The following is a 14880-nucleotide window of genomic DNA, read 5'->3' on the forward strand; positions in this document are numbered from 1 at the left end:
CTCATTGAATTGACTGGGGATTGGTGAAATACGTCAGCCCGCGCCGCGCGCCACGGCGCGGGCCGGGGCGCAGCAACGGCGGCGGCTGTGCTCAGGCGCGACGCGTGGAGGGGGCCAACGGCAGCACCGCCACCAGCCAGACCAGCCATACCCCGAAGGCCACGCGCTGGGCCATCGGGGCCGGCAGCAGGGCCTGCAGCGCGAACGCGGCAAGCAGCACGCCCACCCCGCAGGCCAGGTGCAGGCCGCCCACGGCACGCCATGCCGGCAGCCGCAGCGCGCCGATCCCGGACATCACCGCGCCCGGCACGAAGGCCAGCACCCACACCATCCAGGCACTGGCGTGGTACTGGCTGGCCGGGTTCTCCAGATCGCGGGTATCCAACGGCAGCACGCCCATCGCGGTGAAGCCGACCCCGGCCAGCATCAGCAACTGCGCACCGACCCGCATCGACCACGGCGCGGTGCGCGGCACCCGCAGCAGCAGGCGCAGCGCGACGAGGCTGGCGAGCAGGCCGGGCAGCGCGAAACCGAGAATGTTGAACGCCCGCGCATGCGGCACGTCCATCGCCCCGAGCAGCGCGACCGGATGGCCGACCGGATCGAACAGCGGCAGGGCCGCGCCGAAGCCCAGCACCGCGCCCACGAACAACACGGCGGCGGCAATGCCGAGCCCACCTTCCCAACGTTGGATTCCCTGCATGCTGCTCACCCGGCTGCGTCTGAAGGCCCGCATTGTCGCTGTTCCAACGCGAATCCGCCCGGTGGGGTTGCGTCCGGCCGCGGGCGGCACCATACACTTCCTCTCCAGTTTCCCGTTGATTTGAAACCATGAGCGATCTGCCCCACGTCTTTGACGCCACCACCGAGACCTTCGAGACCGAGGTGCTGCAGAAATCCCTGCAGACCCCCGTGCTGGTCGATTTCTGGGCCACCTGGTGCGGCCCCTGCAAGACCCTGGGCCCGATGCTGGAAAAGCTGGCCGGCGAATACCACGGCGCCTTCGAGCTGGCCAAGGTCGATGTCGACAAGGAGCAGCAGATCGCCGCGGCGTTCCAGATCCGCTCGGTGCCGACCGTGTTCCTGGTCAAGGGCGGACAGATCGTGGACGGTTTCCCCGGCGCCGTGCCGGAAGGCCAGCTGCGCGAGTTCCTGACCCAGCACGGCGTGGTCCCGCTTGAAGCGGCCCCGGACGAAGCGGAGACCGTCGAAGCGCCGCCGCTCGATCCGCAGGCCCAGGTGGATGTGCTGCGTGCGGCGATTGCCGCCGAACCGGACAAGGAAGAGCTCAAGCTCGACCTGGCCCTGGCCCTGCTGCAGACCGGGGCCACCGCCGAGGCCACTGCCCTGATCGACGCGCTGCCGGCCAACCTCTCCACCGATGACCGCGCCGTGCGCGCCCGCGCCCGCCTGGACTTCGCCAGCGCCCTGCAGGACGCCCCGGCTCCCGAGGTGCTGGAGGCGCGCATCGCGGCCAATGGCGACGATCTGCAGGCACGCCACCTGCGCGGCGTGCAGTTGCTGCTGTCCGGGCAGGATGCTGCCGCGCTGGAGCAGTTCCTGGACATGCTGCGCCGCGACCGCAGCTACGACGACGGCCGCCCGCGCAAGCTGCTGATCGATGCCTTCAAGGTGATCGAGGATGAAGACCTGGTCGGCCAGTACCGCCGCCGGATGGCCTCGCTGCTGTTCTGATCGGCCCCGGCCAGCGCCTTTCGGGGCGCTGGCCCAACGAAGCCGTCCATACAGACCGGCAACTTCGATGTGTGACGTGAGTCACGTTCAGAAACCCTGCACGACTCCCGGGCAATAATGCCGCCGCGGCCCACTGGAGGCTGCGATCCATCGGGGAGGATGAGGTCTGGGCCATGGCGGCCTACTTGGCTGCGCCCCGCCTTGCAGGGCCGTGAATGACCGTGAGATTGACCCGATTCCTCCGCTTCCCGATGGCCGCCCGCCTGTTGGTGCTGGCCGCCATGATGCTGTCTGCCGCGCCGGTCCTGGCGCAGGACTGGACCTACCGGGTCCGCCCCGGCGACACGATCTGGGACCTCAGTGCCCGCTACCTGAAGCCGTCCATCGCCTGGGAGCAGTTGCAGTCGCACAACGGCATCGCCGATCCCTACCGCCTGCCGCCCGGCAGCCAGCTGCGTTTCCCCGTCGCCTGGCTGCAGGTGCAGCCCGCCCCGGCGCGGGTACTGGCCGTACGTGGCCCGGTGCAGAGCCAGGCCGACGGCCAGCCCCTTCGCGAGGTCATCGAAGGCGACCTGCTGCGGATCGGGCAGGAACTGGTCACCGGCGAGGATGCCAGCGTCACCGTGGTCTTTGCCGATGATTCGCGGCTGCAGCTGCGCGAGCGTTCGCGCCTGCGCTTCGACCAGCTCTCCCGCTACGGCCGCACCGGCATGGTCGATACCCGCCTGCGCCTGGAACAGGGGCGCGCCAGCAACCGGGTGACCCCGGCCAACGGCCCGGCCTCGCGTTACATCATCGATGCGCCGACGGCGACCAGCAGCGTACGTGGCACCGTGTTCCGGGTCAGCGCCGGCCAGGATGGCCGGGGCGCGGCCACCGAAGTGCTGGAGGGCCGCGTGCAGGTCGGCAACCGCCGCGGCCAGCGCCTGGTCAGCCGCGGCCAGGCCACTCGCAGTCCCTCGCTCGATGCACGCCCCGCCGGCCTGGAGGCGCTGCTGCCCGCGCCCGTGTTGTCCAGCGAGCCGCAGCGGCTGGCCACCCTGCCCGCGGCGCTGGCCTGGCAGCCGGTGCCAGAGGCTGCCGGGTACCGGGTCGAGGTCGTGCGCGCCGACCAGCCGGAGGTCCTGCTGTTCGCGCGCGATACCGATACCACCGCACTCACCCTGCCCGATCTGCCGCCGGGCGAGCTGCGCCTGCTGGTCCGCGCGGTCAGCGCCGAACAGGTCGAAGGGCTGGATGCCGAGCAGGCGTTCCAGGTGCGTGACCAGCCGGTCGCGCCGCTGACCGTGCGGCCGCTGCATGGCCAGACCCTCAACAGCGCGCGGCCGCGCTTCGAATGGACCCGGGTGGCCGGGGCCGAGCGCACGGTGCTGCAGATCGCCCGCGATCCGCAGTTCCTCCCTCTCCTGCTCGAACAGGACACCCGCGCCACCCACCTGCGTCCCGTCCTGGACCTCCCCCCGGGCGAGTATGTGTGGCGCGTGGCATCGGTGGATCGCAACGGCGACCGCGGGCGTTTCGGGCAGCCGCTGCCGCTGACCATCACCGACGAACCGGTCGACCCGGCGCTGCAGCCGCCCGAGGCCGCCAACGGCCAGCTGACGCTGCGCTGGCAGGCCGGCGAACCCGGCCAGCGCTATCGCGTGCAGCTGGACCGTCGTGGCGACTTCCGTGCCCCGCTGCTCGATCAGGAACTGGCCCAGCCGGCGGTCTCGATCAAGCGCCCCTGGCGCGGCACGCTGCACGTGCGCGTGCAGTACATCGATGAGGACGGTTACGCCGGTCCCTTCTCGCCGGCCCAGCAGATCGACCTGCCGTGCCGGACCTGTTACGCCACCGGGGGCGGTGCGCTGTTGTTGTGGCTGCTGCTGTGACGCCCCTGCACCTGCCCTGGCCGCAACGCATCGCGCTGGCCGCACTGGTCGGCGCGCTGGCGGTCGTGGCCAGTCACTGGCAGTGGTTCTGGAAACAGGATGAGGTGGTCTACGACGCCTACGTCGGCGGCTGGGAATACACGCCCGATGCGCGCCTGCTGATCGTGGCCATCGACGACAACAGCCTGCAGCAGCTGGGCCAGTGGCCGTGGCCGCGCGGTACCCACGCGCGCCTGCTGGACCGGCTGACCGACGCCCGCGCCGCGCGCGTCGTGCTGGACCTGATGGTGTCCGAACCGGACCGCCAGGACAGTACCCAGGATGCCGAACTGGCCGCGGCGATCCGGCGCAACGGGCAAGTGGTGCTGCCGGTGCTGGCCGCGCCCGCCAGTGGCCCGCGCATGGCCGAAGAGCTGCTGCCGATTCCGCTGATCGCCGCCAACGCGGCGAGTCTGGGTCACAGCGACATCGAAGTGGACGGCGATGGCGTCGCCCGCGGCCTGTACCTCACTGCCGGCATCGGCTCACCGCACTGGCCGGCGCTTGGCTTGGCGCTGGCGGGCACGCACGGCCCGCTGCCCGGGCTGCACGATGATCAGCCAGACCTGGTGTCGCCGTACCAGTGGCGCCGCGACCACTACGTGCGCCTACGCTACGCCGGTCCGCCCGAACGCTTCCCGCAGGTCTCCTACGCCGATGTACTCAACGGCGAGGTCGATCCGGCGCTGCTGCGCGGCCGCCTGGTGCTGGTCGGCATGACCGCCAGCGGCATCGCGACGCGCCTGCTGACCCCGACCACCCGCGAGCGCTGGATGAGTGGCAGCGAGTACCAGGCCAACGTCGCCTCGATGCTGCTCGCCGACAAGGTGATCCATCCCTTGCCGTTGGCATGGCATAGCGCCCTCTCCGGGCTGCTGGTGGCCGTGTGCTGCCTGTTGTTGACCCTGCCGCGGGCGTGGCTGAGCGGCGTGCTCGCCCTGCCGTTGACGCTGCTGTCGAGCTTCGTGCTGCTGCGCGCCGGCAACCTGTGGTTCGCGCCGGCCGCCGCCTTGATCGGCATGCTGGCGGTGATCCTGTCCTGGACGCTGTGGCGGGTCAGCGCCTGGCGCCGCCAGGCCAACAGCGATGCACTCACCGGGCTGGGCAACCGGCTGCGCTTCGAGCAGACCCTGCAGGCCGAGCACGATGCCGGCCGCCGCAGCGGACGGCCGCTGAGCCTGGTGTTGATCGACGTGGATCACTTCAAGCGCCACAACGACGATTTTGGTCACCAGGCCGGTGACACCGTGCTGCGCCGGATCGCGCAGGAGATCCGGGCGCACGCGCGCCGGCCGCGCGACATGGCCGCGCGCTTTGGCGGCGACGAGTTCGCGCTGATCCTGCCCGACACCACGCCGGAAGGCGCAGTGCAGGTGGTGCAGGACCTGGTTGCACGGGCGCAGGCGCTGGAAATTCCCGCCGGCCGCGGCACGACCACGCACATCACGGTCACCGTCGGCGTGTTCACCCGGGTGCCGACGCCCGGCACCGAGCCGCGGCACTTCTTCGAAGGCGCCGATGCCGCGCTGTACCAGGCCAAGGCCGCCGGACGGAATGGGTATGCGGTCGATGATGGCGGGCTGGGCTGATACGCCCACGGCACCCATACGCAGGCGAATGGTAGACTCCCGTCACCCTCAGCACTGAGATGCACTCCGAATGAAGGCCTCCGTCTTCCGCCTTGGCCTCAACCTGTGGCCGCCGTTCCTGTTCACGGGCATCCACGTGACAACGGTCAGTCCGGATTATCGCCATGTGCGCGTCGAACTGCGCATGCGCCCGTGGAACCGCAACTACGTGGGTACCCACTTCGGTGGCAGCCTGTTCGCGATGACCGATCCGTTCTGGATGCTCACCGTGATGCAGAACCTGGGGCGCGATTACTACGTCTGGGACCGTGCGGGGGAGATCGAATTCCTCAAGCCGGGCCGCGGGACGGTGGTTGCCGAGTTCCGGCTGGACGAGGCGCTGCTGGATCAACTGCGTGCCGCCACGGCCAGCGGGGAAAAGTACCTGCACTGGTTCAGCAATGACATTGTCGATGCGAACGGCGAGGTCATCGCCCGCGTGCGCAAGCAGGTGTACCTGCGTCTCAAGCCCGAGGCGCGCCAGCGCGCAGGGTGAGACTTGGCGCGCTGCTATGCTCGCGCGCCGGATTCACGCCACGGAAGACCATGCGCCTGCGCCTGCTGCTGACCCCATTGCTGTTCGTCGTCCTGCCCGCCGCCGCACAGGAGCTGCGGATCCCGCCGGTCGACTACCCGGTCCTGCCGGCTCACGCGGCCAAAGCCGAGGGCTTCGTGCCGTCCGGCTGGCGCATCGATCAGCAGCTGCGTGGCGATCTCAACGGCGACAGGCGCGATGATCTCGTTCTGGTGCTGCGCCAGCAGGACGCGCGCAACATCGTCGAACACGATGGCTTCGGCATCAGCCCGCTGGACAGCAATCCACGCATGCTCGCCATCGCCTGGGCCACGCCGGCCGGCTACACGCTCGCTGCGCAGAACCACACGCTGATCACCCGTCACGAGGCGCCGAACCTGTCGGATGTGTTTGAAGACGGCGACGGCGTCTCGATCGTGGGCGGCACACTGCGCACCACGCTGTCCTTCTTCTCCAACGCTGGCAGCTGGTCCACCGGTTCTGCCAGCTACACCTTCCGCTGGCAGAACGGTGCCTTCGCATTGATCGGCTATGACCGCGACTCGATGATGCGCAACTCCGGTCAGACCGAAAGCCTGAGCATCAATTACTCGACCCGCCGCGTGCGCCATGCCGAAGGCAGCATCGAATCGGACCAGGACACCGTGCGCTGGGAGACCCTCACCTCGCCACGCCGCTGGACGCTGGAGACGGTGGGCGATGGCAGCGACTTCGACCCCTTCGCCCCGGCGCAGGATCGGTAAGCACCGCGTCGCCGCACGCCCCTTATCGTGCGGGCGCGCGCATCGGCACCTGCAGCGTCGGCCCGGCCTCGTCCATCACCACGCGCCGCTCCACCTGCAGCCACTGGCCATCGTCGCTGAGCACCGGCGTGCGGGTGGGCGAACGCAGCGCCTCGGGCAAGCGCTTCAGCGTCTCCGACGACGTCGTGGGCTGCTGCCGCAGCCAGCGCTGCGCGGCGACCAGCCGCAGCATCGCCGCGGCGTCCTGCGGCCGGCCGGCGTACTGCCGCATGTCCGGCCCGCCGATGTTGGCCACGGCACAGCCCAGTGGATTGGCGATGCAGGCAAAGCGATCCTGCGCGGGCCCGGGAATGGGCGTGGGCGCGTCGCGCGCTGCCACCAGTTCTGCACTGGCGGCGCACGCCCACGCATAGCGGGGCGCCATGCGCGCCAGAGTGCGCGGCACATCCAGCAACAGGCGATGGCCGTCCGGGTTCCCAGTGGACGGCCGCACGCCCGCCCCAGCCAACGCGAACTCACCGCGCATCGCCGTGCACAGGCTCTGCTCGCCGGCCGTCATCGGCGCCAGTGCCGCCGCGCAGACTGCAGGCAGTGCAGCGTCGGCGGGCAGTTCAACCAGCATGTCCGCCAGCAGCCGCGCGTTGCTCTCCACCATCGCCGCGCCGATCATGCTGGTGATCAGCGTATCGCCCTGCCCCGTCATCGCCCGACCACTGAGGATGTCCGCGCAGGCACCGGCAAGTGCGGTGCCACTGTGGCCCCGCACATGCGCAAGTGCGTGGGCTGAGAGCGGATCGAGCACCGGCTGAAAGACGGGCAGCGGCACTATCGGGTCGGTCCCGAACGGCTCGAACGGGGAGACGAAATGACCGTAGCCGGCCAGCGCGGCCACGCGCTGGTGAAGCGCATCGTGGCCGGCATGCGTGGCGGCGAACCCCTCAGGGTCCGCACGCACCGCTGCAAGACAACCGACACCCCGGCCGCCACAACGCGCCAGCGCCGGCAGCGGGACCGCAGGGAACCGCCCTTCCGCGCTGGACGCTACCGGCCGCTGGCCAGGCGTGCCGTTTCGCCAGCGCTCGACATCCTGTGCCATCAGGGCCTCGCGCCCGCGGGCATCCAGGCCGTCGTAGCGCAGGGTCCACAACGCACTGAAGCCGTTCTCACCGGGCCGGGGCAGCGGCGCCTGCAGCAGCCGCATCGCCTCACGCTGCTCGGCCGGCAGCGGCCAGAAGCGCGAGGCCGCCCAGAGCCCCGCCACGGCCAGCACCAGGCTCAGGATCGAGATGCCCACCCATTTCAGTCCATTCCTCACCACTGCATTCTCCCCAGACCCCGCGTCCTGCGGGGATGGGCAGCGTAAACCGGGCATCGCCACCGCTACAATGCGCAGATGTCGCCCGAAGCCCCCCAACTCGTTCCGCGTCCCTCCCTGCAGCGCCTGTTCCTCACCGGCCTGCTGACCCTGCTGCCGATCTGGCTGACCTGGGTGGTGGTCAAATTCGTGTTCGTGCTGCTCTCGGGCATTTCCAGCCCGCTGGTGGTGCCGCTTTCCGAGCAGATCGCCGCCTCGTTCCCGCATTACCTGGGCTGGATCAAGGTCGAGTGGATGCAGGACATCATCGCCCTGGCCGCCACGCTGCTGGTGATTCTCTCGGTGGGCGTACTCAGCCGCCGCGTGATCGGCCAGCGCCTGCTGCGCTGGTTCGGTGCGGTGATCAAACGCATTCCATTGGCCAGCATCATCTACGACAGCGCCAAGAAACTGCTGGACATGCTGCAGACCGAACCGGGCAGCACGCAGCGTGTGGTGCTGATCGACTTCCCGCATCGCGACATGAAGTCGGTTGGCCTGGTGACGCGGGTGATGAAGGAAGAAGGCAGCGGCCGCGAGCTGGCCGCGGTATACGTACCCACCACCCCCAATCCGACCTCGGGCTATCTGGAAATCGTGCCGGTGGAGCTGCTCACGCCCACCGACTGGACCGTGGACCAGGCGATGAGCTTCATCATCTCCGGCGGCGCGGTCGCCCCGGAAACCATGCCGTTCACCCGCGCCGGCGATCGTTGAGCATCGCGGCAGCAGCATGCTGCCGCAGCTGACTGGGCGCCGTACATGACAAACCTGACCGGGGGCCGATGCTGGCCGTACGCAGGCGAATCGGGCAAGCTCCCGTGTCTGTGCGTTTACGGAAACAGCCGATGCCCCACCCCGCCCGCGCCCTGGCGCTTGCCATCGCCGTACTGATGGCCTTCAGCGCTGCCGCTCCGGCCGAAGCTGCCAAGAAAAAGGCCACCCGGCCCGCCGCGACGCAGTCCCGGCCCGCCGCCAAGCCCAAGGCCAAGCCGCGTGCGCGCCCGGCCGCCGCCCCGGCCCGCCAGCCGCTGGTGCGCCAGCAGACCAAGGCCGCGCAGCTGGACCGGATCTACGATGAGTACTGGGATGCCTCGATGCGGCTCAATCCGCTGCAGGCCACCTTCCAGGGCGACAGCCGGCACAACGATCAGCTGCCCAACATCCTCTCTGCCGCCTACCGCCAGCAGTCGCATGACTTCACCGTGGAGTGGCTGGGCAAGGTCGAGAAGATCGGGCCAGACGGCCTGACCGGCCAGGATCTGCTCAGCTACGAAATCTTCGTTCGCGACGCGCGCATGTCGCTGGCCGCCGAGCAGTTCCCTGGCTGGATGCTGCCGGTGAGCCAGTACTACAACCTCGGCAGCATCATGGCCATTCTCGGCTCCGGCTCCGGTGCGCAGCCGTTCAACACGGTGCAGGACTATGATGGCTGGTCGCGCCGCTCGCTGGGCATTCCGGCCCTGTTCGAGCAGGCCATCGCCAACATGCGCCAAGGCATGGCCGCCGGTGTGGTGCAGCCGCGTGACCTGATGGAAAAAGTACTCCCGCAGCTGGATGCGGTGATCAAGCCGACCGCGGAAGAGAGCATCTTCTGGGCGCCGGTGCGCAACCTGCCCGAAGATTTCCCGGCGGCCGACAAGGCGCGCATCACGGCCGAATACAAGCGCATGATCGAGTTCCGCATCATGCCGTCCTATCGCGCCCTGCGCGGCTTCATCGCAACCGAGTACCTGCCGGCCGCGCGCAGCACCGATGGTCTGGCCGGCCTGCCCGGCGGCAAGGCCTGGTATGCACAGACCATCGTGCAGAGCACCGCATCCACGCTGACGCCCGAACAGATCCATGCCCTGGCCGAACAACGCGTGGCCACGCTGCAGGCGCAGATCGCCACGATCATGAAAGACAACAAGATCCGTGGCTCGCAACAGAAACTGCTGCGCACCATGCGCACCGACCGTGATTTCCAGTACGCCAACGCCGATGCGCTGCTCAACCGCTACAAGCAGCTGCAGCGCCAGGTCAACGCCCGCCTGCCGACGCTGCTCGGCACGCTGCCCAAGGCCCCGATGGAGATCCGCGCGGTCGAGCCCGAACGCGCGGCCACCGCCGGCGCGGTGAGCTACCAGCAACCATTGCCGGACGGGATGCGCCCGGGCGTGCTGTACATCAACACCGGCGATCTGCCGAGCCGCCGCCGCTGGTCCGCACCGATGCAGTTCCTGCACGAGGGCATCCCCGGCCATCACGTGCAGCTGGGCCTGCAGCAGGAGCTGGACAAGCTGCCACGCTTCCGCCGTCTGGGCGGCGATATCGCCTTCGTGGAGGGTTGGGGCCTGTATGCCGAGTCGCTGGGCGAGCAACTGGGCGTCTACCAGGATCCCTACGAGCGGATCGGCTATCTGCAGGCCGCGCTGACCCGTGCCGCGCGCATGTCCGCCGACACCGGCGTGCACGCGCAGGGCTGGAGCAAGCGCCAGGCCGTGGACTATCTGGTCAAGACCGCGGACATGAGCGCCAGCGATGCCACCGCCGAAGTGGAGCGCTTCATGGCCCTGCCCGGGCAGACCCTGGCCAATGGCCTGGGCGAACTGAAGATGATGGAGCTGCGCGACAAGGCCAAGGCGGCACTGGGGCCGCGTTTCGACGCACGTCGCTTCCATGAGGAAGTGCTGCGCGATGGTTCGATGCCGCTGGACATCCTCGATGCCAAGATCGCCCGCTGGATCGCCAACCAGAGTGGCGCGGCCACGCCCGCGCCCTGAGCCCTGAAGGAAACCGAGCATGCACATCGTCCGGCATCTGCGTGTGTGGATCAGCGCGATGTGCATCGCCGGGAGCGGTAGCGGCGCCGTCATCGCAGCGCCGGTGCTGACGCCCCCGGATCCGGGCATCGATGCGCTGATGCAGCGCTACGATGGTCAGGTCCCCGGCGCCGCGGTGCTGGTCCTGCACGACGGCCAGCCGGTGTTCCGGCGCGGCTACGGCCTGGCGGTGCTGGAAGACCGGACCGCGGTGACCGCGCAGACCAATTTCCGCCTGGCCTCGGTCAGCAAGCAGTTCACCGCCGCGGCGATCCTGCTGCTGGCCGAAGACGGCGCGCTGAGCCTGGATGATCCACTCAAGCGGTGGCTGCCCTCGTTGCCCGCAGCCGCCGATGCCATCACCCTGCGCCAGCTGCTCAGCCACACCAGCGGCCTGCTCGACTACGAAGACCTGATGGCCGCCGACGCGACCGCGCAGGTGCATGACCCGGATGTGCTGCATCTGCTGGAGGGTCAGGACCGGACGTACTTCACGCCCGGCACGGCCTACCGCTACAGCAACAGCGGCTACGCGCTGCTGGCGCTGGTGGTCGGCAAGGCCTCCGGCAGCGATTTCGCGACCTTCCTGCACCAGCGGATTTTCCTGCCGCTGGGCATGCGCGACAGCGTGGCCCATCAGGACGGCGTGGACGATATCGCGCGCCGCGCCTATGGGTACAGCGAGCGCGACGGGCGCTGGCAGCGTACCGACCAAAGCCCGACCAGCGCGGTGCTCGGCGATGGTGGGGTGTATTCCTCACTGGATGACCTGGCGCGCTGGGATGCGGCGCTGTATGACCAGCGCCTGCTGAAGGCGACATCGTTGAAGCAGATGTTCTCCCCTGCCACTCCCACCGCCGAGCCGGACGTGCCGTTCTACGGTTTCGGCTGGCGGCTCAACGGTGGCGCGCAGTGGCACAGCGGCGAGAGCATCGGCTTCCGCAACGTGATCCTGCGCTATCCGGCGCAGCGCCTCACCGTGATCGTACTCAGCAACCGCAACGCCCCCGAACCCTATCCGCTGGCGCTGCAGATCGCCCGGCGCTGGCTGGACACCGTGCAATGAACGCTTCTGACGCCTCCCCACTGATCGGCATCCACCACGTGGCCCTGATCTGCGCCGATTACGTCCGCTCCAGAGATTTCTACACCCGCGTGCTCGGCCTGCAGGTGATCGCCGAGAACCATCGCGCGGCGCGCGACTCCTGGAAGCTCGATCTGGCCCTGCCCGATGGCAGCCAGCTGGAGCTGTTCTCGTTCCCGGGCGCGCCCACACGGCCCAGCCGCCCCGAGGCGCAGGGCCTGCGCCACCTGGCCTTCCGCGTGCACACGCTGGAGCCCATGATCGCCCGCCTGACCGCGGCCGGGGTGGCCTGCGAACCGATCCGGGTGGACGAATACACCGGCCGCCGCTTCACCTTCTTCGCCGACCCGGACGACCTGCCGCTGGAGCTGTACGAGATCCCGGCCGACGCCGGCTGAACCGTGCGCCGGGCACGTTCCGTACCGGAGCGAATGGGTATACAGTCGGCCTTGTACCGGCCGCCTGCGCCGGCGTTCACGGACATCCCTGGGAGGGGAACATGCGCAAGACCTTCAAGACCCTGTTGCTGGCGCTGCCGCTGATGATGGCCGCGATGTCGGCCAGCGCCGCCGACGGCGCCGTCGGCCGCTGGAAGACCATCGACGACAAGACCGGCAAGGTGAAGTCGATCGTAGAGATCACCCAGGCCACCAACGGCACGCTGACCGGCAAGGTCGTGGACATCCTGCACTCGGACAAGGGCCCGAATCCGGTCTGCGACGGCTGCGAGGGCGCCAACAAGAACAAGCCGGTCAAGGGCATGACCATCCTGTGGAACCTCAAGGCCGACGGCACCAACGCCTGGTCCGGCGGCACCATCCTGGATCCGGGCAACGGCAAGACCTACAAGTCCAAGATGAAGCTGCAGACCGGCGGCGCCAAGCTCGACGTGTCCGGCTGCGTGGCCTTCATCTGCCGCGCCCAGACCTGGGTGCGCGAGTAAGCCCGGCGCTGCTTTTGTCCCCCCGTAACCCGGCTTCGGCCGGGTTACTGCGTTTTGGCGTGCGATAATCCCCGGTTCCCCTGGCAACAGCGCTCATCATGACCCGCACCGCTCTCGTCACCACCGCCCTGCCCTACGCCAACGGCCCGCTGCACCTGGGCCACCTGGTCGGCTACATCCAGGCTGACATCTGGGTGCGCGCGCGTCGAATGAGCGGCGGCAAGACCTGGTTCGTCTGCGCCGATGACACCCATGGCACCCCGATCATGCTTGCGGCCGAGAAGGCCGGCGTGACCCCGGAGGCCTTCATCGCCAACATCCAGGCCAGCCACGAGCGTGATTTCGCCGCGTTCGGCGTGGCGTTCGATCATTACGACTCGACCAACTCGGCGGCCAACAAGGCGCTGACCGAAGCCTTCTACCTCAAGCTCGAGGCCGAAGGGCACATCGCGCGCCGCTCCGTGGCCCAGTTCTACGACCCGGCCAAGGGCATGTTCCTGCCGGACCGCTACATCAAGGGCATCTGCCCGAACTGTGGCACGCCGGATCAGTACGGTGACAACTGCGAGGTCTGCGGCGCCACCTACAGCCCGACCGACCTGAAGGATCCCAAATCGGTGATCTCCGGCGCCACGCCGGAAATCCGCGATTCGGAGCATTTCTTCTTCGAGGTCGGCCGCTTCGAAGGCTTCCTGCGCGAGTGGCTGGCCGGCGACGTCGCCCTGCCGGGCGTGAAGGCCAAGCTGGGTGAGTGGCTCAACGCCGAGGGTGGCCTGCGCGCGTGGGACATCTCGCGCGATGCGCCGTACTTCGGCTTCCAGATTCCGGGTCACCCGGGCAAGTACTTCTACGTGTGGCTGGATGCGCCGATCGGCTACCTCTCCAGCTTCCAGGCGCTGTGCGCGAAGACCGGCGAAGATTTCGACGCGCACCTGCGCGCCGGCACCAGCACCGAGCTGCACCACTTCATCGGCAAGGACATCGTGAACTTCCACGGCCTGTTCTGGCCGGCGGTGCTGCACGGCACCGGCCACCGCGCCCCGACCCGCCTGCACGTCAACGGCTACCTGACCGTGGATGGCGCCAAGATGTCCAAGTCGCGCGGCACCTTCGTGATGGCCCGCACCTTCCTGGATGCCGGGCTGGAACCGGAAGCGCTGCGCTATTACTTCGCGGCCAAGTCCTCCGGCGGCGTGGACGACCTCGACCTGAACCTGGGCGATTTCATCGCGCGCGTCAACGCGGATCTGGTCGGCAAGTTCGTCAACCTGGCCAGCCGCTGCGCCGGCTTCATCAGCAAGCGCTTCGAGGGCCGCCTGGCCGCCACGCTGCCCGATGCCGCCCAGTACGACCGTTTCGTCGCCGCGCTGGCGCCGATCCGCGAGGCGTACGAGCGCAACGATCCGGCCAGTGCACTGCGCCAGACCATGGCGCTGGCCGACGAAGCCAACCGCTATATCGACGATGAAAAGCCGTGGGTGATCGCCAAGCAGGACGGCGCCGACGCGCAGCTGCAATCGGTCTGCACCCAGGGTCTGAACCTGTTCCGCGTGCTGGTCACCGCACTCAAGCCGGTGCTGCCGGCCACCGCCGCGCAGGCCGAGGCCTTCCTGGCCGCGCCCGTGCACGCCTGGACCGACATCGCCGCCCCGCTGACCGCACACACCATCGCGGTGTACGCGCCCCTGTTCACCCGTATCGACCCGAAAAAAATCGACGCCATGACCGACGCATCCAAGGACACCCTGCAGGCCGCCACCCCGGCCCCCGCCGCCCCGGCCAAACCGGCCAAGCCCGCTGCCGCACCGGCGCCGGTCGCGGCGGCCGATGGCGAGGCCGCACCGGCCTACATCGGCATCGACGACTTCGCCAAGCTGGATCTGCGCATCGGCAAGGTGCTGGTCTGCGAATTCGTGGAAGGGTCGGACAAGCTGCTGCGTTTCGAACTCGACGCCGGTGACCTGGGCAAGCGCCAGATCTTCTCCGGCATCCGCGCCAGCTACGGCGAGCCGGCGCAGCTGGTCGGCCGCAGCGTGGTCTTCATCGCCAACCTGGCCCCGCGCAAGATGCGCTTCGGCCTGAGCGAAGGCATGATCCTGTCGGCCGGCTTCGACGGCGGCGCGCTGGCGCTGCTGGATGCCGACAGCGCCGCGTTGCCGGGCATGCCGGTCCGCTGATCGC

13 protein-coding genes are annotated in these 14880 nt (G+C 69.0%); 11 read left to right on the top strand and 2 right to left on the bottom strand.

The annotated features are described in order from the left end of the window. Positions 1–91: 91 nt before the first annotated feature. Entirely contained in the window at positions 92–703 is a 612-nt protein-coding gene (locus ABE571_RS05955; protein WP_313212539.1) for a DUF998 domain-containing protein, read from the bottom strand. A 128-nt stretch (positions 704–831) separates the two neighbouring features. Here ABE571_RS05955 and trxA point away from each other — a divergent pair, with 128 nt between their 5' ends. From trxA to ABE571_RS05980, 5 genes are all read left to right on the top strand, one after another. Beyond that, positions 832–1695 (top strand): thioredoxin, encoded by an 864-nt coding sequence (trxA, locus tag ABE571_RS05960; RefSeq protein WP_313219037.1) that lies wholly within the window; start codon positions 832–834, stop codon positions 1693–1695. 251 nt (positions 1696–1946) lie between these two features. Next, a complete protein-coding gene (locus ABE571_RS05965; protein ID WP_313219230.1) occupies positions 1947–3569 on the top strand; it encodes a FecR domain-containing protein in 1623 nt (540 codons plus the stop codon). Beyond that, positions 3566–5197 (top strand): CHASE2 domain-containing protein, encoded by a 1632-nt coding sequence (locus ABE571_RS05970; protein WP_313212537.1) that lies wholly within the window; start codon positions 3566–3568, stop codon positions 5195–5197. Before ABE571_RS05965 ends, ABE571_RS05970 begins: the two co-directional genes overlap by 4 nt. Before the next feature lie 70 nt (positions 5198–5267). Beyond that, positions 5268–5732 carry a DUF4442 domain-containing protein gene (locus tag ABE571_RS05975; protein ID WP_313212536.1) on the top strand — a complete coding sequence of 155 codons (465 nt, stop codon included), beginning with the start codon at positions 5268–5270 and terminating at the stop codon, positions 5730–5732. Between the two features lie 50 nt (positions 5733–5782). Further along, entirely contained in the window at positions 5783–6514 is a 732-nt protein-coding gene (locus ABE571_RS05980) for a hypothetical protein (protein ID WP_346493366.1), read from the top strand. Positions 6515–6536: 22 nt separating this feature from the next. Here the strand turns inward: ABE571_RS05980 and ABE571_RS05985 are convergent, their stop codons facing one another. Continuing rightward, on the bottom strand, positions 6537–7808 hold the full coding sequence (locus ABE571_RS05985) for a hypothetical protein (protein WP_346493367.1): 1272 nt from the start codon (positions 7806–7808) through the stop codon (positions 6537–6539). 99 nt (positions 7809–7907) lie between these two features. Between ABE571_RS05985 and ABE571_RS05990 the strand changes: the two genes are divergently transcribed. The 6 genes from ABE571_RS05990 (at position 7908) to metG (ending at position 14876) form a co-directional block, all read left to right on the top strand. Then, on the top strand, positions 7908–8585 hold the full coding sequence (locus ABE571_RS05990; RefSeq protein WP_070425632.1) for a DUF502 domain-containing protein: 678 nt from the start codon (positions 7908–7910) through the stop codon (positions 8583–8585). A 131-nt stretch (positions 8586–8716) separates the two neighbouring features. Next, complete coding sequence (locus ABE571_RS05995; RefSeq protein ID WP_313212533.1) at positions 8717–10633, top strand: DUF885 family protein; 1917 nt, start codon at positions 8717–8719, stop codon at positions 10631–10633. 58 nt (positions 10634–10691) lie between these two features. Then, positions 10692–11738, top strand: a complete 1047-nt coding sequence (locus ABE571_RS06000) for a serine hydrolase domain-containing protein (protein WP_313219232.1) — start codon at positions 10692–10694, stop codon at positions 11736–11738. Then, complete coding sequence (locus ABE571_RS06005; protein ID WP_313212532.1) at positions 11735–12154, top strand: VOC family protein; 420 nt, start codon at positions 11735–11737, stop codon at positions 12152–12154. The genes ABE571_RS06000 and ABE571_RS06005 overlap by 4 nt, the downstream gene beginning before the upstream one ends. Before the next feature lie 101 nt (positions 12155–12255). Beyond that, a complete protein-coding gene (locus ABE571_RS06010; protein WP_121038630.1) occupies positions 12256–12699 on the top strand; it encodes a DUF2147 domain-containing protein in 444 nt (147 codons plus the stop codon). A 98-nt stretch (positions 12700–12797) separates the two neighbouring features. Continuing rightward, positions 12798–14876, top strand: a complete 2079-nt coding sequence (gene metG, locus ABE571_RS06015) for a methionine--tRNA ligase (protein ID WP_313219045.1) — start codon at positions 12798–12800, stop codon at positions 14874–14876. Positions 14877–14880 lie beyond the last annotated feature (4 nt).

It is taken from the genome of Stenotrophomonas sp. TWI273 (assembly GCF_039674765.1).
Classification (GTDB): domain Bacteria; phylum Pseudomonadota; class Gammaproteobacteria; order Xanthomonadales; family Xanthomonadaceae; genus Stenotrophomonas.